The following is a 24,296-nucleotide window of genomic DNA, read 5'->3' as shown; positions in this document are numbered from 1 at the left end:
GGCTCCGTTTGGAGTGCCAGGAGTCCAGGATGTGTGTGCGCATCGCGGTGCGTGCCGCGAGCTCGTCGGCGTCGGTGATCGCCTGCGCGATCGCGGCGTGACCGATGTGGGCGGCCGTGATCTGCTTGTCGAGCTCACCGCCGCAATACCTGCTGCTGACTCGGGCATGGTTGTGGATGTTTGTCACGACCGCTCGCGCGACGTCGTTGCCCGCCATCCACATGATGTGATCGTGGAACTCGACATCCAGGGCGAGGTACTGCTCCGGCTGCCTGAGCACGCACTCCATCGCCGCCAGGACGCTGTTCATCTCGGCCAGCTGTTGCTCGGTACGTCGGGTCGCCGCCGTTCCCGCGAGTTCGGACTCCAGTGCGCAGCGCACCTGGACGAGGTTGTCCAGCAGACCGAGGCCGTCGTCGTGCCGGATGCGGGCGTTCAGGACCGTTGAGTCGAGCGGATCCCAGCGGGTGACGGGCGCGACCACGGTTCCCTGTCCCTGCCGGATGATCAGCAGTCCCTTGTGCTCCAGTGCCTTGAGCGCCTCGCGCACGACCACGCGGCTGACGCCGAAGTCCTCGCACAGGGCTTGTTCGCCAGGTAGCACGGAGTCGGCCGGCAGCCGGCCACTGACGATGGCGTCGATGAGGTCCTCAGCCACCGTTTCGGCGAGCCGCGCCGGGCGCCGTGGATTCGTCCGGTCGGCGAGCCTGACGCGTGGTGAACTGGCCAATTTGTCCCCATCCCCCGAGAGTTGCTGACCTGCCTAGCATACCAAGAGCTTGTCAATTCATTACTCGTGTGCTGTCATCATGTCCTACAAGTTGGAGAGATCATGGGACGCTGGCTGAGCGAGCGGGTAAACATGCCGCTGTTCGCGGCGGCCTTTGACGGCGCCCACCACAACGCGGCTGACGTCATCGCGTCGGGCTGCGCCACGCCCGTTAGGACGAGCGTCGCGCGCTACAAGGGCGGGCTGACCGACCTCGCCACGGGCCCGGAAGTCCAGCACCTGTGCACGCATCCACCGAGCCGGTCGTCGGCCTGCCGGACCGCGCCGAGGAGCAACTCGCGCATTCGGTGCGGCAGGCCGGTCAGCGGTCGGAGTAACACTTCATCACCGAGAACAAGGAGAGGCAATGAAGCCTGATCCAGGCGATCACGGGACTACCCGCGACCCGTCAGGCGGGGGGATAAAACAGAGTCGACTGCGTGTGCTGGTGGGAGCCCTCGCCCTCGCTGTTGGAGCCACTGGGTTCCTCACCGCAGGCCCGGCGCAGGCGGCGGCGCCCGCTGACCCGGGAGCGCGCTACCTTTACGCGTCCCCGGACGGCACCGGCTCGGCGTGCGCCCAGAACAACGCGTGCTCGCTGACCGAGGCGCAGACGCTGGTCCGCAAGTTCAACCAGAACATGCAGCATGACATCGTTGTCCAGCTTGCCGGCGGCACCTACTCGATGAGCAAGCCGCTCACCTTCACGGCGGCGGACTCGGGGAACAACGGCCACCAGGTTCGGTGGCAGGCAGCTCCCGGCGCGCATCCGGTGCTTTCCGGCGGCCGGAACGTCTCCGGGTGGAGCCTGAGCGACTCGGCCCACAACATCTGGTCGGCCAGCGTGCCCGCCGACCTGAACACGCGACAGCTCTACGTCAACGGCGTTCGCGCCGACCTGTCCCAGTCCGCGTCCGGACTTCCCGCGGGCAGCACGGTGACCGCCACCGGATACACCGTGCCCGGCAACAGCCTCCAGTCGGTCCGCAACCCCGCCGACCTCGAATTCGTCTACCGGCCACTGGACTGGGTGCAGGAGAGCTGCAACGCCGCCTCGATCACCGGGACGTCCGCGCAGACGACCATCACCATGAAGCAGCCCTGCTGGGACACCGTGCAGTCGTTCTACGGCGGCACGGAGCGGGCGGACCTGCCCAAGTATCTCGCGAACGACTATTCGTTCCTCAACCAGCCGGGTCAGTGGTATCTCGACACGGCCGCGCACCGGGTCTACTACATCCCACGATCCGGACAGAACATGTCCACGGCGAACGTGGTGGCTCCGGTCCTGCAGAATCTGGTGACCGGCGCCGGAACGGCCACCGCCCCGGTGCACGACATGACATTCCAGGGGCTCACCTTCGCCTACGCCACCTGGATGCAACCCAGTGAGGACCTGGGCTTCGCCGAGGTTCAGGCCAACCTGATGCTGACCTCGAAGGACGCGTCCTACAACTGGAGCCCGTCCTCCTTCGTTACCCCCACCAGCGGGAAGACCTGGAACAACACCCCTTACGGCAGCCAGGCCGTCCTGATGCCGGACGCGGTGGAGTTCCACGCCGCCAGGAACATCAGCTTTGTCCGCAACACCTTCGTGCACCTCGGCGCCGCCGGGCTCGGTCTCGACCAGGGCAGCCAGCACAACAAGGTCGTGGGCAACGTGATGACCGACATATCGGGCAACGGCCTGCAGGTGGGATCGGGCGCTGATCCCAACCAGAAGGACCCGAATCTCATCGATGCCTACAACACCGTGACCGACAACTATGTCCACGCCGTGAACGCGGAGTTCCTCGGTGGCGTCGGCATGTTCTTCGGCTACGTCCGCGACACCCTGATCTCGCACAACGAGATCGCCGATCTGCCCTACACCGGCATGTCAATCGGCTGGGGCTGGGGCTCGCAGGACACCACCCCCTCGATCGACCAGAACAACAAGGTCACCAACAACTACATCCACGACGTCATGCAGACCCTTGCCGACGGCGGCGGGATCTACGCCCTCGGTCCGCAGCCCGGTGGCGTCATGTCCGGCAACTACATCGGGAAGGTCGTTCACGACAGCGGCCACATCTACCTCGACCAGGGCAGCACCGGTTGGACCATGACCCACAACGTCGAATCGGGCGGCACCACCTGGCTGCGCAGCACGCCGCCGCCGTGGAAGCCCTACACGGCAAACCTCGTCGCCACGCACAACTACGTCGACATGACGTACCTCGCCGACGACGCGAACCAGGTGGCCGTCAGCGACCTCAGCACGGTTACCACCGGCGAACTGCCCGCCTCGATCATCCAGGCGGCCGGGCTTGAGCCGGCGTTCAAGGACCTCCACCCGACAGCGCCCAGCGATGCACAGGCACCCACCGCGCCGCAGAATCTGCAGACCAAGATCCTCAACCCGACCTCGGTCCAGCTGACCTGGGACGCGTCGACCGACAACGTCGGCGTGACGGGATACGAGATCAGCATCAACGGCCAGCTTGTCCAGGTGACCGCCACGCCGGGGGCCACGTTCACCGGCCTGACCCCGAACCAGGTCACGAAGATCAGCGTCCGGGCAAGGGATCTCGCCGCTAACCTGTCCAGCGCCAGCAAAGTCTCGGTGCCGATGCCGGCGGCGGACACCCAGGCGCCGACCACTCCGGGGACGCCGACGGCCTCCACGCCGTACACGACCAGGGTGAACCTGTCGTGGCCGGCGTCCACCGACAACTGGGCGGTCACCGACTACCTGGTGTACCGGGACGGCGTGCTGGCCGCGACGACGCCGGACACCTCTACGGTGGTCAACGGCGAGACTCCTGGCCAGACTTACCAGTTCACCGTCAAGGCGCGGGACGCGGCCGGCAACCTCTCGCCCGCCAGCGAAGTCTCGGTGTCGATGCCGGCGGCGGACACCCAGGCGCCGACCACTCCGGGGACGCCGACGATCTCCGCGCCGTACGCGACCACGGTGAACATGTCGTGGCCGGCGTCCACCGACAACTGGGCGGTCACCGACTACCTGGTGTACCGGGACGGCGTGCTGGCCGCGACGACGCCGGACACCTCTACGGCGGTCTACGGCGAGACTCCTGGCCAGACTTACCAGTTCACCGTCAAGGCACGGGACGAGGCCGGCAACCTCTCACCGGCCAGCCCCGCGGTCAGCGCGACGACGCCCAAATCGGCCAACCTTGCGTCCAACGCGCCGGCCACCGCGCTGTTCCTCGACGGCAGCCCGGCCGCTATGCAAACGAACTCGACACCGGCTCTCGCGGTGGACGGCGACCTGTCGACCTACGCGCAGGCGAGAAACCAGTACGCCTGGCAGCTGCAGATCGATCTCGGCTCGTCGCACTCCATCTCCTCGGTGGTGACCACGATGCCGTCGGACAAGTTCGCGACCGAGTACAACATCGCGATTTCCCAGGACGGCCAGAACTGGACGGTCGCCGACAAGGTGACCGGATTCATGGGCGGGGTGAGCACGCAGAACCTCACAACCCCGGTCACCGCGCGGTACCTGCGGATCGTGGCGGTCAAGCCGGACGGCGGCGGGCAGACAGGTGGCCAGATGGCCATCAGCGAGCTCGCTGTCTACGGCAGCTGACCAAACGTGCGAAACACGAGGGTGAAGTCCACCCTCGTGTTTCGCACGTTTCACGATCGCGGAAGGTGGTGGCCGCCAGTAGCCGGCGGTTGTAAATCGTGAGGTGCCGTGAGGGAAGCATCGGCGGTATCTGTAACCCGCTGACGTGGGAATTCCGCCGATGCTTCCCACTGGCATTTTTGGTGAGGAACCACGGAAAGCCCCAAGGAGACCGGACCCGATCAAGACCACGCAGTCCGCCTGAGTCTTCCGGCGTCTACATGAAGGTCAAATACAAGGAAACGGCGCGCGGCGGGCTCCGCCGCCCTCAGCCCCCCGAGCCCACAACCTCAGTGTCTCCCGCATGATGCCCAGGTCCGCGGCGACATCAATCATACCTACGAAAATCCGTTGCCCCCGACCTAGACCAAACCAGCCGCTTGAAGAGACGGCAGCTGCACCTGATCGTCTCCCCGGAGACGATCCTGAGGTGGCACCGTGACCTGATACGCCGTCGCCACGCCGAGGCGTCTGGTCGCAAGAAGCGGCCCGGCAGACCGCCAACCCGGCGCAGCATCCAGGCTCTTGTCCTTCGCCTGGCACGCGAGAACAGTTCCTGGGGGTATCGGCGCATCCACGGCGAACTCGCTGCCCTCGGCATCAAGGTCGCACCCTCCACGGTCTGGGAGATCCTGAAGCAGCACGGGATCGAGCCGGCGCCCGAACGCGACCGTCAGACCTGGGCCGCGTTCCTGCGCGGCCAGGCCCACGCGATCCTGGCCTGTGACTTCTTTACCGTCACCACCCTGAGCGGCGCGACTCTTTATGTCTTCGCCGTCATCGAGCACGCCAGCCGCCGCATCCGCATTCTCGGCGCTACCACCCACCCCACCGCGGACTGGGTCACCCGGGCCGCCCGGAACGTGGTCATGGACCTCCAGGACGCCGGCGCCAGGGTCACGTACCTGATCAGGGACCGCGACAGCAAGTTCACCCGGGCGTTCGATGCAGTCTTCGAGGGCGAGGGTATCGAGATCGTCACTACCGGTGTGCGCGTCCCCCGCATGAATTCGATCATGGAACGCTGGGTGCAGACCTGCAGACACGAACTCCTCGACCGTACCCTGATCTGGAACCTGCCCCACCTGCTCCACGCGCTTGGCGAGTTCGAGTCGTTCTACAACCAGCACCGGCCTCACCGCACCCTGCACAGCGCGGCACCCCTGCGGCCGGTTCCCGAACCGATCAGCGAACCAGACCGACTCGACCGACTCGATGTCCATCGACGCGACCTACTCGGCGGCACCCTGCACGAGTACGCACATGCCGCCTGAGCTGCGCGGACGTAATAATCGGCACCCGCACCCCCAGCGACCTGTCCGACGCGCGATGGGCGTTGATCGAGCCGACCTTAGCCGCCTGGCGAAAAGCCCGGCTCGACCGCAGGCCCACCGGCCAGCCGGCCTCCGTCGAACTGCGGGAAGTCTTCAACGCGATCCTGTACGTGAACCGTACGGGCATACCCTGTGCCCCATGACTTCCCGTCGCATGGCACTGTCTACTCCTACTACGCGGCTTGGCGTGACGAAGGGATGTTCGTCCAGCTCAATTACGACCTGACCGGCCTGGCCCGCGTCAAGCACGGCCGCAAGCCCGAGCCGACCGCGTCCGTGATCGACACCCAGAGCGTGAAGACCTCCACCAACGTGCCTCTGACCAGCCAAGGAACGGACGCCGGGAAGAAGATCGTCGGCCGGAAACGGGGCATCGTCACAGACACGCTCGGCCTGCTCCTCGCCGTGACCGTCACCGCCGCAAGTCTTTCCGAGAACGCCGTAGGAATTCGACTGCTCGACCACGGGAAATAAGGTGCTATTGGTCTAAATCAAACGCCTTCTAAGCCGCGTGCCTGCCCAGCCAGTCGAGGATCAGCGCCAGACGGTGCACGCGGTGGTCTGGGCGGCCCGACGCGGTGAAGCCGTGGGAGGCGCCCGGGTAGCGGGCCAGGACCACCTCGCGGCCCAGTCTGCGCAGCGCCGCGTAGAACTGCTCCGACTGCTCGATCGGACAGCGCTGGTCGCTCTCGCCGTGCACCAGCAGCAGCGGAGTCGTCACTGACGCGGCGTGCCTTAGCGGCGAGCGCTCCCACAGTTCGGCGGCGCCCGCGTCGAAGAGGTCGAGACCGTCGAACTCGAAGCGGTTGACGGTGAATCCGTTGTCCGAAGTCCCGTATTTGGATACCAGGTTGGACACCGACCGCTCCGATACGGCGGCCCGGAACCGCTTGGTCCGCGTGAGGGCCCAGTTGATCAGGTAGCCGCCGTAGCTGCCGCCCGCGAGGAAGAGCCGGTCGGCCGCAGCGGTGCCCGACCCGACCGCCCAGTCCGCGAAGGCCGTCAGGTCGTCGAAGTCCGCGCGGCCCCACTGGCCGACGCTGAGCGCGCGGAATTCGGAGCCGTGGCCCGCGCCGCCGCGCACACCCGGTACGAGGACGTGGAAGCCGGCGGCGACCTGTACCTGCGTCTCCAGGTCGAAGGCGTTGCCGAACGCCAGGTGCGGGCCGCCGTGCACACGGATCAGCACATCGCGCCGCACGGCGCCGGCGGAGCGGTACAGCAGGCCGTGCAGCACGAGGCCGTCTGCCGAGGTGACCTCGATCGCCTCCGGCGCGACCGGCGCCACCCGGTCGGCCCAGGCGGTGTTGAGGTCCGAGACCTGCTCGCCGTCCAAGAACAGCTCCACCGGCCGCGTGGCGGACTCCAGGCACAGTGCCACTGAGTCGCCCACTGCCGCGAAGTCCACGACCGACCGGCCCGCCGGGCTGACCCGCCGGGGCTCGTCGCCGGGCTCGCTCTCGTACAGCGCCACTTCGCCGTCGACGGTCGCGACGAACAGGATCCGCTCGCCCACGCAGGCCAGCAGCGCGGGGTCACCCTGCGGCCGCGAGTCCGCCAGCACGGCCCGTTCGCACTCCAGGTCCGAGTCGGGGAAGACCCTGCGTCCCTCGTCGGCCCACCACACCCGTGGCGCCTTCATGCTCTGCCCCGGCGCCCCGCTGGACAGCGCCACTGGCCGCCCGGACGCCGTCAGTGCGAGCGCACGCACCGGAGAGGCACTCCGCCACACCAACTCCTCACGATCCGTAGCGAGATCGAGCCTGCGCACCTCGCCGCCGGGCTGGAGTTCGTCGCTGTGCCGCGGATGCGCCGCGTAGTACACACCGCCGTCGCCGTCCAGGACCGGACAGCTCAGCCGGTCTTGCTCCCAGCTCCGCACGAGAGCCGGCGCCTGCTCGCCGTCCGCCGTGAGCACCCACAACTCGCTCGTCGGCTCCAGCGGTCCCCGGGCGCCGTCGCTCTTGTAGCGCAGCCAGTCCACCACCACCGGCGCCGAGGCAGGCTCCGCCACCGGGCGCGCGAACAGCGTGAGCAGCCGGCCGCCGTCCAGCCACATCGTCCGCACGGGGCGGGCGTCGGGTCCTTCGAGTCGCCGGGGCTCCCCGCCGCCGGCCGCCACCAGCCACACGCCGGGCGCCCCGCCGCGGTCGCTGTGGAACGCCACCAGGGCGGCGTCGGGGGAGACCAGCGGCGCCGTGTCCGAGAAGGCGCCCTCGTCCGGAGTCAACGGCAGGGCGGGGCCGTCCGCCGCGAACCGCCACAGGCGGCTGCGGTACCTGGCGTGCCCGGGGTCGACACGCTGCACGGCCGCGGCCGTCCACGTGCCGTCCGGCGCGAGTCCGGGCGCTCCGACGAGGCGCAGTTCTGCCAGGTCCTCCGGCACGGCCCCCGTCATGCCGCCGCCTTCGACGCCGTGAACTGCGCCTTCGCGCGCTCCAGTACGTCCGGCCGGGTGAACAGCGTCGTCAGCAGCGTCGCAAGCAGCGCGCCGCCGTCGAGGACCGCCGCGTCCCCGCCGTCGCCGACTGCGGCGCCGACGAAGTCCCTTGTGTGCAGGGCGATTCCGGGCTGCGCGCAGATGTACGGGTGCAGCGCGGGCAGCAGTTGGCTCACGTTGCCCATGTCGGTCGAGCCCGCGGGCCCCGACCAGCCCGTGCCGTGGGCTATGGGTCTGCCCAGGGCGCCGAAAGCCTCTACCGCGAGGTCCGCGAGTACCGGATTGGGCAGCACCGGGTCGTAGGCCGGTGCCACCTCCGCGAACTGCGCCGTCGTGCCCGTGGCGATCGCGGCGCCACGCACACAGTCCCGTACGGCGTCCAGCAGCCGCCCGCGCAGGTACTCACTGTCGATGGACCGCACGAACAGCTCCACGCGGGCCCGTTCAGGGATGATGTTGATGGACTGACCGCCCTCCGCGACCTTCGCGTGGATGCGGGAGCCGTCCTGGATCTGCTGGCGCAGCAGGCCGATCGCCACCAGCAGCAGGGTCGCGGCGTCGAGCGCGTTCCTGCCGCCGTCGGGCGCGGCCGACGCGTGCGAGGCACGGCCGGTGAACTCCGCTTCGAGCGACAGCCGACCGAGGTTCGTACGGGACACCGCGTCGAAGCCCGCCGGATGCGTCATCACGGCCGCGTCGACACCGTCCAGCACACCGGCCTCGATCAGCTTCACCTTGCCCCCGCCGCCCTCCTCACCCGGACTGCCCAGCACCAACAGACGTCCGGCGCCCGCGCGTTCGGCCACCAGTGCGGCCGTGGCGAGCGCACCGCCGACACCGGCGGACGCGATGATGTTGTGTCCGCAGCCGTGCCCGAGGCCCGGCAGCGCGTCGTACTCGCAGAACACCGCGACCGTCGGGCCGTCGCTGCCGAAGGTGCGCGAGGCTCGGAACGCCGTGTCGAGACCGCCGATCCCCGCCTCCACGTCGAAACCGTGCGTACTGAGGGCGTCACGCAGCCGCCCTGCGGCCGCGTGCTCCTCGAACCTGAGTTCCGGTGCGCCGTGGATGGCGTGGCTGAGCGACAGCAGCTCGGCACGCAGCTTCCCCGTGTGCGCGCGTGCCTCGCGGGCGAGTTCGCCGACGCCGCTCGCTTGCGTACCGGCCGGTGCGTCGGCCGTGTGCTCGCTCATGCCACTGCCTCCGCCGTCTCCGCATAGTGGCAGGCCGCGGTCCTCGTGCCGTCCTTGACGGGCCGCAGCGCGGGCTCCTCCGTACGGCAGAGGTCGGTCGCCAGCGGGCAACGGGTTGAGAACACACAGCCCTTGGGGCGCTCCAGCGGGCTCGGCAGGTCACCCATCGCCACCGCGGCCCTGCTGTCGTGGCCGCGGACGCGCGGCCGGGGCACCGCGGCGAGCAGCAGCTGTGTGTACGGATGCCGCGGATCCGCGAACAGCGCCTCGGTCGGGCCCTGTTCGACGACACGGCCCAGATACATCACGGCCGTCTCGTGGGCCAGGTACCGCACAAGCGCAAGGTCGTGGCTGATGAACAGGTAAGCGAGGCCGAGTTCGCGCTGCAGCCTGCTGAGCAGGTTGATCACCTGCGCCTGTACGGACACGTCGAGCGCGGAGACGGCCTCGTCGCACACGATGAACTTCGGGTCGAGGGCGAGCGCGCGTGCGATCGCCACCCGCTGCCGCTGGCCGCCCGACAGCTCGTGCGGGTAGCGCTCCGCGTACCCGGAGCCCAGGCCCACGAGTTCGAGCAGATCCGCGACCGACCGGGACCCGCCCGGCGCGATGCCGTGCACCTGCGCCGGTTCCGACAGGATCTGGCTGATGGTCATCCGGCCGTTGAGCGAGTCGTAGGGGTCCTGGAAAACCGGCTGGATGTCCCTGCGCAGCCGCCGCAGCTCCTTCTTGGGCAGCTCGTTGACGTCCTTGCCCTCGACCGTCACAGTGCCTTCGCTCGGGCGTTCGAGCGCGAGCAGCAGTCGTCCCGTCGTGGACTTGCCGCAGCCCGACTCGCCGACAACGGCGACGATACGGCCCGCGTCCACGGTCAGGTCGATGTTGTCGACGGCGGTCAGGGTGCGCCGGCCCGAACGGGTGCGTACCGCGTAGCGCTTGGTCAGCCCCGATGCCTTGACCAGGGGTTCGCGCGGGCCGGTGCCCGCCTCGGTGGGCAACCCTTCCTGGGTCATGGCGTGGCCTCCTCGGCCGGGTCGGTCTGAGCAGTGTGTTCGGGGAACCAGCAGGCCGCGACCGAGCCGGTGTCTCCCACGGCCGCGAGCGGCGGCGCCTCGGCGCACCGCTCCTGGGCCTTGGGGCAGCGGTCGCGGAACGGGCATCCCGTGCCGCGCTCGCCCAGCGGCGGCACCCGGCCCGGGATGGTGGGGAGTTCACCGACACGCGGGGTGTCGGGGTCCGGCACGGACGCAAGCAGCGCCACGGTGTACGGATGGTGGGGGCGTTCGAGCACCTCGGTGACAGTGCCGCTCTCCACCACCTTGCCCGCGTACATCACCACCACCCGGTCCGCGATCTCCGCCACCACGCCCATGTCGTGCGTGATGAACAGGACGGCCGCGTCCCGCGTGGAATCCCGCAGCAGCGTGAGCACTTGTGCCTGCACGGTCACGTCGAGCGCCGTGGTCGGCTCGTCCGCGACGACCAGATCGGGGGAGCCGGCAAGTGCGATCGCGATCATCACACGCTGCCGCATGCCGCCGGAGAGCTGGTGCGGGTGGTTGCGTGCCCGGTGCGCCGCGTCCGGTACGCCGACCGAGGCGAGCAGTTGGACGGCGCGCTCCCGGCGCTCTGCCCTGCCGTGCGTACCGTGGATCGCCATGACCTCCTCGATCTGGGCGCCCACGGTCATCAGCGGATTGAGCGCGGTCGCCGCGTCCTGGAAGATCATGCTGACCTTCGAGCCGCGCAGCCCCCGCCACTGCTTCTCGCGGCGGCCGACCAGCTGGAGGCCGTCGAGCACCGCCGACCCGCTCACCGCGGCGCCGGACGGCAGCAGACCGCTCAGCGTCAGGGCGCTCAGAGTCTTGCCGCAGCCGGACTCGCCCACCAGTGCGACGGTCTCGCCGCGGCGCGCGGTCAGCGTCAGGCCGTCCACGGCGTCGAGGCCAGGGCCGAACGAGACGCGCAGGTCGCGCACGTCGAGCACGGCGTCCGCCGCGTCGGACCGCGCGTCTGCCGGTTGCGTCATGGTCATCGCGGCCACCCCAGAGTGTCGGTCGGGACGTCGAGGGAGCCGCCGGCGTGCCTGCCGGTCTCCCGGTGGTGTTCTGCCAGGTCGCCGACCGCACCGATCCACACGTCGCCGTACTCCTGCGCCGCCTCGACCAGCCGGCGCAGCCTGAGGGCGCGGGCAGGGCGGCCCGACTGCCAGGGATGCATGGTGAGGTTGACCAGCGAGCCGGCCTCCCGCGCGCCCTCGATCTCCGAGTGCCACGCCTCGTACAGGGCGTTCGCACCGTACGGAGGCCGGCTCTCGCCGCCGGTGTAGCGGTAGTAGATGGCGTCGTCGGTCGCCCAGTCCACGGGCACCTCGACCAGGTCGCCGATCAGGTACGGGCGGTCGTCGCCCATCACGGAGCTGTCGTAGCGCACGCCCAGGTCGCTCAGTACGCCGAAGCCCTCGGGGGACATCTTGAAGCTGGGCGAGCGGTAGCCCACGGGCCGCTTCCCACTGATCTCGGCGAGCAGGTCGGCCGCGCGGGTGAGGGTGTCGCGCAACTCCATCTCGCCGAGTGCCGCAGGGGGTTCGTGGCACCAGCCGTGCAGGGCCAGTTCGTGCCCCGCCGCGTGCACCTCCTCGACCGCCGAGCGGTAGGTGTGGGCGATCCAGCCGGGTACGAAGAACGTGGCACGGATGCCCGTGCGCTCCAGCACGTCCAGGACGTGGTGGATGCCGCGACGCGGCCCGTATCTGCGCTGTTCCAGTTCCGCGACGTCGTCCGGCGGGTCGTCGCGCCGCCGCCACAGGAGCGGGGACTCGCCGTCGAAGTCGAACGTCACGCACAACGCTGCGCGCCTGCTGTCCGGCCAGGGATACCTCTGGCTCATGCGCGGGCCCCCTGCTCCTGGACGGGCGGCTTGTAGTCGCCCGCCGTCCTGCCGCCGTCCACCGCCACCGTCGTGCCCGTCACGAACGACGCATCTCCCGACGCGAGCCACAGCACGGCCGCCGGCGCGTCCTGCGGCCCGGACATACGGCCCAGCGGGATGCGCGCCCGCATCGACTCGATGTGGTCCTCGGACACTTCGCTGACCTCACTGCCGGGAGCGAAGCCCGGTTGGACGCTGTTGACGCGGATGCCGTGCCGTGCCACCTCCAGCGCCAGAGAGCGCGTCAGGGTTTCCACCGCGGCCTTGCTCGCCGCGTAGACCGAGCCGCCCACGCCGGGGCATACCGCGGCGCCCGAGCTGATGTTGACGATCCGGCCCGCCACTCCTGCGGTGATCATCGCCGCGACCGCGCGCCGCGTCAGCTCGAACGGCGCTATCACGTTGACGTCGAGGACCCGCCGTACCTCGTCAGGATCGGTCGTGGCCAGGGGCGTACGGGGATAGACGCCCGCGTTGTTCACCAGCACGTCCGGGGCCTGCCAGGTGCCCGCGACCGCATCGCCCAGCACCTTCAGGCCCTCGGCGTCCGTCAGGTCAGCAGCGACGTGCCGCGCGCCGAGCCGGCCGGCCAGCGCGGCCAGCGGCTCCGGCCGTCCGTCGCTGAGCAGCAGGTCGGCGCCCGTCGCAGCGAAGGCTTCGGCGATCCACGTGCCGAAAATACCGGCGGCTCCCGTCACCACCACACGGGCGCCGGTGAATTCGTCGCGGTAGTCACGCATGGCGCGCCTCCTCGGATGTGTCGGTGGATGAACGCGTGCCGAAGGACGCGGACTTCCCGGCCGTTCGGGACCGTTGTCCCGGCATGACCGAGCGCCGCAGCAGCCCGGCCTGCGGTTTGGTCCGCCGGATCCGCTTTGGAACCCGGCGCCTCGGGTCGAGCCGGTCGCGTACGTCGTCGCCCAGCAGGTTCACCGCGAGGACCAGGCCGAAGAGCGCGAGCCCTGGGAACGTCACGAGCCACCAGGCCGTCGCCACGTACTGCTGTCCGTCCGAGAGCATCGAGCCCCAGGACGCCGTCGGTGGCTGCACGCCGAGGCCGATGAAGGACAGCGAGGCCTCGAACACCACCATCAGGCCCAGTTCGAGCGTGGCGACCACCACAGCGAGCGGCAGCACCTCGGGCAGCACGTGCTTGCGTACGATCCACGGGCCCGACGCCCCCACCGCCACAGCGCCGCGCACGAATCCGCGCTCACGCGTCTCCAGCACACTGGCATAGGCGATGCGGGTGTAGCGCGGCCAGCGCACCAGTGCGAGACACACCACCACATTGACGAGGCTGGGGCCGAGTACGGCCACCACCAGGATCGCCAGCAGGAAGAACGGCACGGACAGCGCGATGTCCGCGAGCCGCATCACCACCACACCGACCCAGCCGCGGTACCAGCCGGCGAGCACACCGACCAGCACACCGAACGCACCGGACACGATGACGGTCGCCAAGGCCACGGCGATCGAGACGCGCGAGCCGAAGATGACCCTGCTCAGCACGTCGCGGCCGAGCGCGTCGGTTCCCAGCAGGTGGAAGTGGCCGTGCACGGAGGCGAACGGTTCGTGCAGCCGGGACACCAGGTCCGCGTGGTTCGGGTCGAACGGGGCGATCAGCGGCGCGAATATCGCCACCAGGACGTACACGACAGCCACGATCGCCGGTATGAGACTGCGGCGGCGGCCTTTCGTGCGTGACCCGCGGCCGGTGTCAGCCCCCGTCATCGGGGCGCCCGTGCCGGGGTCCGGGGCCCCCGCCGCCGTGCCGGTGCCCGCCTGCGCGCTGACGATGTCGCTCATGCCTCGGCAGCCTTCCCGAGAGTAGTGATGCGCGGATCGATGAAGGCGTAGGCGATGTCGGTGACGAGATTGACCAGGATGAAGACCAGGGCCGCCAGGATCACGATCGCCTGCACGAGCGGGAAGTCCCGCCCGTCCACGGACTGGACGGTGAGCTGTCCCAGGCCGGGCCAGGCGAAGATCAGCTCCGTCACCACGGATCCGCCCAGCAGGTTGGCCACTTCGAGGGCCACGACTGTCAGCACGGGGATCGACACGTTGCGCGCCAGGTGCCGCCACACGAGCCGGGCCATGCCGGCTCCCTTGGAGCGGGCCGTGCGCACGTAGTCCCGGTCCAACTGCTCCAGCACCGCGCCGCGGGTGATCCGGGCGATGGTGGCCGCCGAGAGCGAGGCCAGGGTGATCGCCGGAAGGATCAGCGAAGTGAAGCCGCTGTACCCGGTCGACGGAAGGATCTGGAAGGTCACCGAGAAGACCAGGATCAGCAGGATGCCCGTCCAGAAGGCAGGCATGGCCTGTCCCACCAGCACGATCGGCATCAGGACCCGCTCGGGCCAGCGCCCCCTGCCCAGCGCCATAATCATTCCTGCGCCCACTCCGAACACGACCGACAGCACCAGGGCGGCCAGGGCAAGGTTGACTGTGTAGGGGATGCGCTGCGTGATCAGCGACAGGGCGGGCTCGTGCTGGACGTACGAGTAGCCGAGGTCGCCGTGCAACAGGCCGTCGAGGAAGTTCACGTACTGGTGCCACACCGAGACGTCGAGTCCCAACTGGGTGCGCAGCTGGGCGATCTGCGCCTGGGTCGCGCCCTGCGGCGCCAGCAGCTGGGCCGGGTCGCCCGACAGGCGAAGGGCGAAGAACACCGCGGTGGTGACTCCCCACAGCGCGATGAGGGCCTGCCCCAGCCTGAGACCGAGGTAGGAGCAGGCCGTCCTTATCGTTCCGCTCACGAGGCGAGCTTCATGTCTGCGACGAAGAAGCTCTGCTGGGCGTCGGGTGTCCACTCCAGACGGGTGCTGGCGCCGTAGATGGAGTAGATCTGGAAGAGTCCGATGCCCGGCAGGTCCTTGTTGAGGATGCCGTACGCCTGGGCGTACAGGCCGGTGCGCTTGGTGGGGTCGATGGTCTGGCGCGCCTGGTCGACGAGTGTGTCGAACTGCGGGTTGCTGTACGAGCTCCACACCGTGCTGGTGCGGAACAGCGGGTAGGCGACACCGTCGGCGTCCAGGCAGGAGCAGGACCACTGGCCGAAGCGGATCGAGCCCCAGTTGTGGGTCGGGCTCTGCACCTTCTTCAAGTAGGTGGCCTGGTCGGTGTTGTTGATGGAGACTTTGAGACCCACGGCCTGGATCTCCGCCTGGATGGCCTGCACGATCTGCGGGTCGTACGTGGGCGAGGTGGCCATCACGATGGTCTTGCCCGTGGCGCCCGCCTGCTGGACCAGGCTCTTGGCCTGGGCGGTGTTGGTGGAGTAGTCGGGCAGTGCCTTCGGGTAGCCCACCGCGAGCGGGGTGAGCACACTGTTGACCTGCTTGGCGTAGCCCTGCTCAAGGCTGCTGATCAGTGACTTGTAGTCGATCGCCAGGCTGATCGCCTTACGGACCCGGGGGTCGTTGGTGGGGCCGCCCCCGATGGTGTTGAATGCGAGGTAGCTGACGCGCTCGGTCGGCGCGGAGAGCACCTTGAGGTTGCTCGCACCCTTCATCTGCGTCGCGGTGTCAGGCGTCATCGAGTCCGCGATCTGGGCGTTGCCCGACTTCAGGTCCGCCACCCTGCTCGCCGCGGCCGGCACCGCGCGGAACGTCACGTTCGCGATCTGCGGCTTGCCTTGCCACCACGAGTCGTTGCGCTTGAGGACGATCTGCGAGCCCGGGATCGAGGAGACGAAGGCGTACGGCCCCGAGCCGACCGGGTGCAGGTTGAACTGGGCGTCGCCGACCTTCTTCACGTCCGCCATCGGTACGACGGAGAGCGTGGTCAGGTAGGTGAGGAGGGTGGGCGAGGGGTACTTCGTCTTGATGGTGAGGGCGTCACCTGAACCGGTCGCCGAGGCGATGGCGGAGAAGTTCGCGTTCTGCTGGCTGGCGAACCTCGGGTCGAGGATGCGCTGGATGCTGAACGCCGCGTCGGCCGCCGTCAGGGGCGTGCCGTCGCTGAACTTGACGCCCTTACGGATGGTGAACACCCACGTCTTGGAGTCCGTCTGCTTCCAGCTCGTCGCGAGCCACGGCACGATCTTGTTGGTCTTGGCGTCACGGTGCAGCAACTGGTCGAAGATGTTGCGGTAGACCGAGTAGGAGTCGGTGTCGTACTGCAGGCCCGGGTCGAGGGTGGCCGGGTAGCTCGCCAGGTCCGCGGTCAGGCTCGCGGAGGTGGAGAAGTTGCCCGAGGACGTGCCGTTGCTGTTGTTGGTGGCGGGCGTCGAACAGGCCGCCAGCACCGCAGCGGTCAGACCCGCGATGCCACCGAGTATCAGCCTCCGGAAGGCTTTCATGGTTGTACTCCTCAAGTGTCGCTCCGACCGTGTCGGCGCGAGTGCTGGGCCAATGCGCGGGGGGCGGATCAGTTGGCCGACGCGGCCGGGATACGGGAGTCGATCGCGAGGGTCGGTACGTCCACGTGGACGGTCTCCGGGTACTTGATGCCCGCACCGGTGTTCAGCACCACAGTGCGGTCGCCCTCGCGCAGCCAGCCGGACTCTCGCAGCTGCTTGGCCGCCGCCATGCAGGCGGCGCCCTCCGGGCAGATGAAGGTGCCCTCGTGCTCGGCGAGCCGGCGCTGTTCTTCGAGCAGCGCCTCGTCGCTGACCGCGATGGCGGTGCCCTCAGTGGCCCGTACGGCCTCGAGGACGAGGAAGTCGCCGAGTGCCTTCGGCACGGTAATGCCGAAGGCGACCGTGTGGGCGTCCGGGAACGCGACACTCTCGGTCGCGCCCTGCTCGTACGCCTTGACGATGGGCGCGCAGCCCTCGGCCTGCACGGCGACCAGCCGAGGCAGGTCGCCCTTCAGCCAGCCGAGTTCACGCATCTCCAGCAGGGCCTTGTAGATGCCGATGTGGCCGACGCCGCCACCGGCCGGGTAGAGGATGACGTCCGGGCCCTGCCAGCCGAGCTGTTCGATGATCTCGTAGCCCATCGTCTTCTTGCCTTCGAGACGGTAGGGCTCCTTGAGCGTCGACACCTCCTGGTAGCCGGAACGTCCCGCCACCGCGGCGTTGATGAGCTTGCCCGCGTCGCCGATGAGCCCGTCCACCAGGTAGAGTTCGGCTCCGGCCACCACGCACTCGGCGCGGGTGATCGACGGCGCGTCCACCGGCATGGCGATCAGGCTCTTCATCTTCGCGCGCGCCGCGTAGATGGCCCAGGCGGCACCGGCGTTGCCGTTCGTCGGCATCGCGACACCGGTGACACCGAGCTCCTTCGCCCGTGACACACCGACAGCGGCGCCGCGCGCCTTGAAGGTGCCGGTGGGGATCAGCCCCTCGTCCTTCATCAGCAGGCCGGGCACACCGATCTCGGCACCATACGACGGCAGGGGCAACAGCGGGGTCATGCCCTCGCCGAGCGAGACGATGTTGGACTCGTCCCGGACCGGAAGCACCTCGTGGTAGCGCCACAGTGTGGCCGGACGCGAGGCGATCTCGGCGGGGCTGACGGTCGCCGCGACCTGCTCCAGGTCGTAGCGCGCCAGCAGCGGGACGCCCGCGTCGCTCACGCCCTGAACCTCGTCGGCCTCGTAACGCTTGCCGGTCTTGGAACAGTCGAGGTGACTGAGGGCTGAGTAAGGCATGGGTCTCCTCAAACGGGCGGAGCGGAGTGGATTGAATTTTGAATCCAAAAACGATGGCCGTCAAGGGTTGTCTCACGTCCGCGTGAGCGTCCTGGGCGCTTCGGTGTGTCCGTGGCCGGGAAATACGGGGAATGGCAGGAAATGCCTGGCGCAGCTTTTGCCCACCGGAAACATCGCCGTCACACCACAGCCCGTGTGGTGAGCCGGGGCCGAGCCGCGTGCGGGAGGCCGCAGGGCCAGGTCCGTCCCGTCCGCCGGGTGACAGGAAGCACGGTGGGCGACGGCAGGCGCAGGGTGCGGCGGCCGCCGCGTGGCGTCAGGCCGTGTGCTCGGTGCTCCGGCCGGGCCGGTCGGCCTCGTCGGCCGTGTCCGTCGTCACCACGTCTCCGAAGGCATCGGCCGCCCGGCGTACGTGCTCGCGCGCAAGGCGCTCAGCGCGCGGCGCGTCGCCGTCGGCCAGCGCCTCCATGATGGCGACGTGCTCATGGAGGGCGTCGGAGATCCGGCCCGGCACCTTGGACGAGGAACCGGAGCCGAACCTCAGCTGGCCGCCGAGGTTGTCGAGGAACTGGACGAGACGCGTGTTGCCCGAGACGTGCCAGATCGCACGGTGGAAGTTGATGTCGACGTCGCTGTAGCCCTGGCCGCCGTTCTCGTGGAGCAGCCGGTGCTGCTCGTCGTAGAGGGGCTGCAGGGTCGTGCGCACGAACTCGCGGACACCTGGCGTCGAGGCCGCCTTGCGCGCCGCGATGCCGTCCAGGGCCTCGCGCAACTCGTAGATCTCCCGCATGTCCTTGGGCGCGACCTGCGGCACGAAATAGCCGCGGTGCGGCACGGCGACGAGGAAGCCGTCGCGTTCGAGCCCGGCCAGCGCGGACTTGATCGGGGTCGGTGAGAGCTTCAGGCGTTCCGACAGCACGCGTACGACCACCTTCGTCCCCGGCGGCAGCTCCCCGTTGACGAGCATCTGGCGGATCTCTATGTATGCCTGCCCTTTGTATGTCTGCCGCTCGATGGTCACAAGACGGCATCATGACACCCCTCCGGCAGTGTGACCAGCAGCCCACCGGCCGAACCACCGGCCGCGACAACGGTCATAGCGCCGCGATACGGACACCCGCGTACGCCACGGCCGCCACCAACACCCAGGACGCGAGCCCGAGAACGAGCGAGCGGCGGCCGGTGCGCACCAAGGCGGGCACATGGATGCCCGTGCCGAGCCCGAACAGCGCGGCCACCAGGAGGATCGACTGCGCGGTCTTGGCCGCCGAGAGCAGTCCCGTGGGCAGCCAGCCGGTGCTTGTGAGCGCGATGGCGACGAGGAAGCCCGCCACGAACAGGGGGACGGGCGGCGGCATACGGGTGTTCTTCGCGTCACCTTCTGCTCCCGACCCGCTTTTCTCCGTGTACTGGTCGGCGCGCAGCTTGCGGCGCCGTTTCGCGAAGGTCGCCCCGGCCACCAGCGGCGCGAGCAGCACGACTCTGGTGAGTTTGACGACCACTGCGGTGGTGAGGGCGCCCGGCACGCGCTGTGCCGTCGCCACCGTCTGGCCGACGTCGTGGACGCTCGCGCCCACCCATGATCCGAAGTCGGTGACATCCAGTCCCAGCGGCCCGCGCAGCAGCGGCAGCACGATGATCGCGAGGCTGCCGCACAGCGTCACCAGCGCCACGGCGACACCGGTGTCCTCCTCGTCCCCGTCGGCGACAGGTTCCATCGCGGCCACCGCGGACGCGCCGCAGATCGAAAAGCCGGTGGCGACGAGCAGGCCGCGTGCGGGCGACACGCCGAGCCACCGCGCCAGCAGTTGGCTGCCGGCGAAGGTGATCGCCACCGTCACGATCACGACGGCGAGGCCACGGCCGCCGAGATGGGCCAGTTCGGGCAATGACAACTGGAGGCCGAGCAGCACCACCGCGCAGCGCAGCAAGCGTTTGCCCGCCAGTTTGGTCCCGGCGTGCAGCACGGATCGGTGCAGGTGGAGGTTGGTCACCAGTGCGCCGAGCAGCACGGCGACGATGGACGGATTGAGCCCCGGCACCCAGTGGGCCACGGCGTACGCGACGGCCGCGGCGACTGCCGTGACCGCGATACCGGGCCCCCACACCACGGGTGAGCGCGCCGGTCGGGGGAGCGCGTGAGTGTGCGCGTGAGTGTGCGAGGCGTTCATCACTGCACACTGCGCGGTGGGCGGGCGCGGGAGTAGCCTGCAATTGCTTGTTCCAGTGACAAGGGAACCTTGTCACACAAGGAGGATGTGATGCTCAGTTCCCACGTTCCGGAGCTCGCCGGGCTCCAGATACTATCGGCCGTCGCCCGCACCGGCAGCCTGCGGATGGCCGCGGCCGAACTGGGCGTGACGCAGCAGGCGCTGTCCCAGCGGGTACGGGCCATGGAGTCGCGCGTCGGTATTCCGCTGCTCGCCCGGGGCCCGCGCGGCTCGCTGCTCACGCCGGACGGCCGGCTGGTCGAGCAGTGGGCCTCCCGCGTGCTGGACGCGGCGGCCGAACTGGACGCGGGGATCGCCGCGTTGCGCATGGACCGCGCGGGGCACATCAAGGTGGCCGCGAGCCTGACGGTCGCCGGCCATCTCATGCCGCGCTGGATGGTCGCGCTGCGCGACCAGCAGCGCTTGACGGGACGGGCGCTGACCAGTGTGGAGCTGGAGGCGACGAACAGCGTCGCCGTCGCGGAGGCGGTCGGGCGCGGTGACGCGGACCTCGGTTTCGTGGAGGGTCCGCGCGCGCCGCGCGGGCTGCGCTCGCGTACGGTCGCCCGAGACGAGTTGCTGGTCGTGGTGACCGCGGGCCACCCCTGGGCCAGGCGTCGCGCTCCGGTCACGCCGGCCGAGCTGGCGGCGACGCCACTGGTGACCCGCGAGTCGGGCTCCGGCACGCGCGAGGCCCTGGCGGCGGCGCTCACCGCCGCGCTGCCCGACGCGGCGCAAGCCGAGCCGGTGCTCGAACTGACGGGCACAGCGTCGGTGAAGTCGGCGATCACCGCGGGCGCGGGGCCCGGGGCACTCTCGTCGCTCGCGGTGGCCGACGACATCACGCTGGGCCGCCTGCATGCCGTCACCGTCACGGGGCTGAGCCTGGTCCGCGACCTGCGAGCCGTCTGGGTCGGTGGCTCCCAGCCACCGCAAGGAGCGGTACGCGACCTGATCGCGGTGGCGGTACGCACGCAGTAGCGAGGCCGGGGCCCCGTGTCTCCTCGTTCGGAGGGCGGCGAGCCTGTGGGGCTCAAAATCACAAATCGTCGTCCGGCTTTGAGGTCCTTCACCGCGGGGAACCGGGAGCCCAGGTCCCTGAGCAGCGGCTCTGGCGCGTCTGGGTCATGCTTCGTGATCTGTCCACGGTGTACGCCGTCACCCGCCGGGCAGGGCGGGGTCCGGGACGCGGAGTGTCGGCGGCGCGTTGGTGGTGCGGGCGGTGGGTGCCGGGGTCGGGGTGATGGTCAGGTGGGGGCGGTTGTCCAGGGGGAGCTGGTCGGCGGTGCGTGCCAGGGGCTCGGGGGAGGCCAGGGCCCTGGTGAACGCGGCGATCAACTGCGGCGGCCTGCGCGCGGTGAAGGCCGCGGTCCAGTGACCGCCACTGTCAGCGGGGCCGGCCAGCAGACGCCAGCCGAAGGAGTCGTCTCTGAGGAGTCCATGGGTGTGGGTGAGACGGGCGAGTTTGCCGGGGGCGGTGAAGGCCTGCTGGCGGTCGCCGATGGCGTGTGTCCATCCGGCGTTCAACAGCGGCAGATAGGCGGCGGCCAGGGGCTGGTCGCTGGAGAGGTACCCGTCCCCCGCGGTGTAGTCGGCGTCCAGGGCCTGGTGGAAGGCACCCAGCAGCCCTTCCGGGACGCCGTAGTCGAAGACAGCGGTCCAGCGCGGCGGTTCGAACGGGTCGTCGTAGACGGCGGTCTTCCACACCCCGCCGCGCGGCCCGCCGGGGCGGAAGCCGGCCTTGATGCGCTGGCACGGACTGGCGCGCAGGAGGTAGCCGGCCGGCGGGGTGTGCGTTGCCCAGCCGTCACGGTGGTGGAACGGCCACTCGGCCGAGGTGGCTGTTCCCGGCTCGCCGGGGCCGGCGAGGTAGCGGGGCCGGACGTGCAGTTCGGGTGTGCGGATCGAGGGCGCTCAGATTAGGACGCGCAGCGGAATAACCCGTAGCTTCCCAATTCCGTGCTCGTTGTTGTGATATGAGCGCGATGGAGGAACTGCGGGCGTCGATGGCGGCCAAGTTCGAGGCGATCTTCCCGCATCTCGACGAGCGGCAGCGGCTGCGGGTGCCGAAAACCCCATCCATGGCCTGTGACGTGCGCGTTTTCGCGAACGGCCGTTGATCGCAGGGCGGGCGTGTCAGGCTGATGGATCGTGCTGCTGCGACTGCCCTACCTCGCCGTGTCGAGCGTGTTCTCCCTCCTACGGCTGCTGCCGATGAGCGATCTGGACAAGGACATCGAAATATTGACGCTCCGGCATCAGTTGGCGGTCCTGCAGCGGCAGATCGACAGGCCGCGCATCACTGCGGTGGACCGTGCTTTCCTTGCCGCGCTCCTTCACCGGCTCCCCGGGCCCACGCTGCGGCGGCTGCACCTGATCGTCTCCCCGGACACGGTCCTGAGGTGGCATCGTGATCTCATGCGCCGTCGCCACGCCGACGCTTCCCGTCGCAAGCGGCCCGGCAGACCGCCGACCCTTCGCTCCATCCAGGCTCTCGTCTTGCGCTTGGGCTGGGAGAACGGCGGGTGGGGCTACAGAAGGATCCACGGGGAACTTGCCGCGTTGGGTATCAAGGTCGCGCTCTCCACGGTGTGGGAGGTCCTGAAGCAGCACGGGATCGGGCCTGCTCCCGAACGCGACCGTCAGACGTGGGCCGTGTTCCTGAGCGGCCAGGCCCACGTGATCTTGGCGTGCGACTTCTTCACCGCCACCACTCTGAACGGTGCGAGCGTGTACGTCTTCGCCGTCATCGAGCACGCCAACCGTCGCATCCGTATCCTCGGCGCGACGGCCCATCCCACTGCGGACTGGGTCACCCAGTCCGCCCGGAACTTGGTGATGGACCTTGAGGACGTCGGCGCCGCGGTCACGTACCTGATCAGGGACCGGGACACCAAGTACACCCGCGCGTTCGACGCGGTCTTCACCGCCGAGGGCATCGAGATCGTCACCACTGGCATCCGGGTTCCCCGGATGAACTCGATCATGGAACGCTGGGTGCAGACCTGCAGGCACGAACTCCTCGACCGCACCTTGATCTGGAACCAGGCCCACCTGCTCCACACGCTCGCCGAGTTCGAAGCGTTCTACAACCAGCATCGGCCCCACCGCACCCTGCACAGCGCGGCACCCCTGCTGCAAGTCCCCGAACCGATCACCGAGCCGGACCGACTCGACCGCCTCGACGTCCACCGGCGTGATCGACTCGGCGGCACCCTCCATGAGTACGCACACGCCGCTTGAACTGCGTGGATGCAATTATCGGCACCCACAAGGATCCTGGTGGTTAATTACTCAACGTGGTCAAACGCCGAAGGCCGCCAGCCGCGAGCGCACCCTCATTGCCGACAAACCAGACAGGAATCGGCGCCCCTGTCACCGCCGCCGTGACGCTGCGCCAATTAACCACCAAGATCCCACAAGGTCAGCAACTCTCGGGGGATGGGGACAAATTGGCCAGTTCACCACGCGTCAGGCTCGCCGACCGGACGAATCCACGGCGCCCGGCGCGGCTCGCCGAAACGGTGGCTGAGGACCTCATCGGCGCCATCGTCAGTGGCCGGCTGCCGGCCGACTCCGTGCTACCTGGCGAACAAGCCCTGTGCGAGGACTTCGGCGTCGGCCGCGTGGTCGTGCGCGAGGCGCTCAAGGCACTGGAGCACAAGGGACTGCTGATCATCCGGCAGGGACAGGGAACCGTGGTCGCGCCCGTCACCCGCTGGGATCCGCTCGACTCAACGGTCCTGAACGCCCGCATCCGGCACGACGACGGCCTCGGTCTGCTGGACAACCTCGTCCAGGTGCGCTGCGCACTGGAGTCCGAACTCGCGGGAACGGCGGCGACCCGGCGTACCGAGCAACAGCTGGCCGAGATGAACAGCGTCCTGGCGGCGATGGAGTGCGTGCTCAGGCAGCCGGAGCAGTACCTCGCCCTGGATGTCGAGTTCCACGATCACATCATGTGGATGGCGGGCAACGACGTCGCGCGGGCGGTCGTGACAAACATCCACAACCATGCCCGAGTCAGCAGCAGGTATTGCGGCGGTGAGCTCGACAAGCAGATCGCGGCCGCCCACATCGGTCACGCCGCGATCGCGCAGGCGATCACCGACGCCGACGAGCTCGCGGCACGCACCGCGATGCGCACACACATCCTGGACTCCTGGCACTCCAAACGGAGCCGA

Annotated in this window: 20 protein-coding genes and 1 pseudogene; 7 read left to right on the top strand and 14 right to left on the bottom strand. The window is 69.1% G+C overall.

Annotated elements, in window-relative coordinates; genetic code table 11:
- Positions 1-730 (bottom strand): FadR/GntR family transcriptional regulator (locus tag FCI23_RS45980; protein WP_136729991.1); only part of this gene is annotated, 730 nt, incomplete at its 3' end.
- Between the two features lie 481 nt (positions 731-1,211).
- On the opposite strand from FCI23_RS45980, the gene FCI23_RS45970 reads away from it, so the two are divergent.
- From FCI23_RS45970 to FCI23_RS45960, 3 genes and pseudogenes are all read left to right on the top strand, one after another.
- Positions 1,212-4,364 (top strand): discoidin domain-containing protein, encoded by a 3,153-nt coding sequence (locus tag FCI23_RS45970; RefSeq protein WP_169317277.1) that lies wholly within the window; start codon positions 1,212-1,214, stop codon positions 4,362-4,364.
- A 419-nt stretch (positions 4,365-4,783) separates the two neighbouring features.
- On the top strand, positions 4,784-5,677 hold the full coding sequence (locus FCI23_RS45965; RefSeq protein WP_136729988.1) for an integrase core domain-containing protein: 894 nt from the start codon (positions 4,784-4,786) through the stop codon (positions 5,675-5,677).
- A 14-nt stretch (positions 5,678-5,691) separates the two neighbouring features.
- Positions 5,692-6,208: pseudogene (locus FCI23_RS45960) on the top strand (transposase); the annotation flags it as partial.
- Between the two features lie 31 nt (positions 6,209-6,239).
- Here FCI23_RS45960 and FCI23_RS45955 read toward each other — a convergent pair.
- The 12 genes from FCI23_RS45955 to FCI23_RS45900 all read right to left on the bottom strand — a co-directional run bounded on the left by FCI23_RS45955 (position 6,240) and on the right by FCI23_RS45900 (position 20,073).
- Positions 6,240-8,135 (bottom strand): S9 family peptidase, encoded by a 1,896-nt coding sequence (locus FCI23_RS45955; RefSeq protein ID WP_136729987.1) that lies wholly within the window; start codon positions 8,133-8,135, stop codon positions 6,240-6,242.
- Entirely contained in the window at positions 8,132-9,370 is a 1,239-nt protein-coding gene (locus FCI23_RS45950; RefSeq protein WP_136729986.1) for a M20 family metallopeptidase, read from the bottom strand. The genes FCI23_RS45955 and FCI23_RS45950 overlap by 4 nt, the downstream gene beginning before the upstream one ends.
- Positions 9,367-10,383, bottom strand: a complete 1,017-nt coding sequence (locus tag FCI23_RS45945; protein ID WP_136729985.1) for an ABC transporter ATP-binding protein — start codon at positions 10,381-10,383, stop codon at positions 9,367-9,369. The genes FCI23_RS45950 and FCI23_RS45945 overlap by 4 nt, the downstream gene beginning before the upstream one ends.
- Positions 10,380-11,405 (bottom strand): ABC transporter ATP-binding protein, encoded by a 1,026-nt coding sequence (locus FCI23_RS45940; protein WP_136729984.1) that lies wholly within the window; start codon positions 11,403-11,405, stop codon positions 10,380-10,382. The genes FCI23_RS45945 and FCI23_RS45940 overlap by 4 nt, the downstream gene beginning before the upstream one ends.
- Positions 11,402-12,259, bottom strand: a complete 858-nt coding sequence (locus FCI23_RS45935; protein ID WP_136729983.1) for a polysaccharide deacetylase family protein — start codon at positions 12,257-12,259, stop codon at positions 11,402-11,404. Before FCI23_RS45935 ends, FCI23_RS45940 begins: the two co-directional genes overlap by 4 nt.
- A complete protein-coding gene (locus FCI23_RS45930; RefSeq protein WP_136729982.1) occupies positions 12,256-13,041 on the bottom strand; it encodes an SDR family NAD(P)-dependent oxidoreductase in 786 nt (261 codons plus the stop codon). Before FCI23_RS45930 ends, FCI23_RS45935 begins: the two co-directional genes overlap by 4 nt.
- The gene (locus tag FCI23_RS45925; protein ID WP_211265766.1) at positions 13,034-14,110 is read right to left on the bottom strand and encodes an ABC transporter permease; all 1,077 of its coding nucleotides are present in this window, start codon (positions 14,108-14,110) and stop codon (positions 13,034-13,036) included. The genes FCI23_RS45930 and FCI23_RS45925 overlap by 8 nt, the downstream gene beginning before the upstream one ends.
- Positions 14,107-15,063, bottom strand: coding sequence for an ABC transporter permease (locus tag FCI23_RS45920; protein ID WP_211265765.1), 957 nt, complete (start codon positions 15,061-15,063; stop codon positions 14,107-14,109). The genes FCI23_RS45925 and FCI23_RS45920 overlap by 4 nt, the downstream gene beginning before the upstream one ends.
- Complete coding sequence (locus FCI23_RS45915) at positions 15,060-16,607, bottom strand: ABC transporter substrate-binding protein (protein ID WP_136729981.1); 1,548 nt, start codon at positions 16,605-16,607, stop codon at positions 15,060-15,062. Before FCI23_RS45915 ends, FCI23_RS45920 begins: the two co-directional genes overlap by 4 nt.
- 68 nt (positions 16,608-16,675) lie before the next feature.
- Positions 16,676-17,902 (bottom strand): threonine synthase, encoded by a 1,227-nt coding sequence (locus FCI23_RS45910; protein WP_136729980.1) that lies wholly within the window; start codon positions 17,900-17,902, stop codon positions 16,676-16,678.
- A 316-nt stretch (positions 17,903-18,218) separates the two neighbouring features.
- Positions 18,219-18,923 (bottom strand): GntR family transcriptional regulator, encoded by a 705-nt coding sequence (locus FCI23_RS45905; protein WP_136729979.1) that lies wholly within the window; start codon positions 18,921-18,923, stop codon positions 18,219-18,221.
- Between the two features lie 73 nt (positions 18,924-18,996).
- A complete protein-coding gene (locus tag FCI23_RS45900) occupies positions 18,997-20,073 on the bottom strand; it encodes a YeiH family protein (RefSeq protein WP_136729978.1) in 1,077 nt (358 codons plus the stop codon).
- 90 nt (positions 20,074-20,163) lie between these two features.
- Here FCI23_RS45900 and FCI23_RS45895 point away from each other — a divergent pair, with 90 nt between their 5' ends.
- Positions 20,164-21,093 (top strand): LysR family transcriptional regulator, encoded by a 930-nt coding sequence (locus FCI23_RS45895; protein ID WP_211265764.1) that lies wholly within the window; start codon positions 20,164-20,166, stop codon positions 21,091-21,093.
- Positions 21,094-21,270: 177 nt separating this feature from the next.
- Here FCI23_RS45895 and FCI23_RS45890 read toward each other — a convergent pair whose 3' ends face one another.
- On the bottom strand, positions 21,271-21,882 hold the full coding sequence (locus tag FCI23_RS45890) for a DUF317 domain-containing protein (RefSeq protein ID WP_265737827.1): 612 nt from the start codon (positions 21,880-21,882) through the stop codon (positions 21,271-21,273).
- Between the two features lie 206 nt (positions 21,883-22,088).
- Between FCI23_RS45890 and FCI23_RS57435 the strand changes: the two genes are divergently transcribed.
- From FCI23_RS57435 to FCI23_RS45880, 3 genes are all read left to right on the top strand, one after another.
- A complete protein-coding gene (locus FCI23_RS57435) occupies positions 22,089-22,232 on the top strand; it encodes a hypothetical protein (RefSeq protein ID WP_169317276.1) in 144 nt (47 codons plus the stop codon).
- Positions 22,233-22,263: 31 nt separating this feature from the next.
- The gene (locus tag FCI23_RS45885) at positions 22,264-23,355 is read left to right on the top strand and encodes an integrase core domain-containing protein (RefSeq protein WP_136729976.1); all 1,092 of its coding nucleotides are present in this window, start codon (positions 22,264-22,266) and stop codon (positions 23,353-23,355) included.
- A 209-nt stretch (positions 23,356-23,564) separates the two neighbouring features.
- On the top strand, positions 23,565-24,296 hold a 732-nt coding region (locus FCI23_RS45880), incomplete at its 3' end, for a FadR/GntR family transcriptional regulator (protein ID WP_169317275.1).

Source organism: Actinacidiphila oryziradicis, assembly GCF_005047355.1.
Classification (GTDB): Bacteria; Actinomycetota; Actinomycetes; order Streptomycetales; family Streptomycetaceae; genus Actinacidiphila; species Actinacidiphila oryziradicis.
Note: the sequence above shows the minus strand (reverse complement) of the source record. Positions and strands in the feature narration are given on the sequence as shown.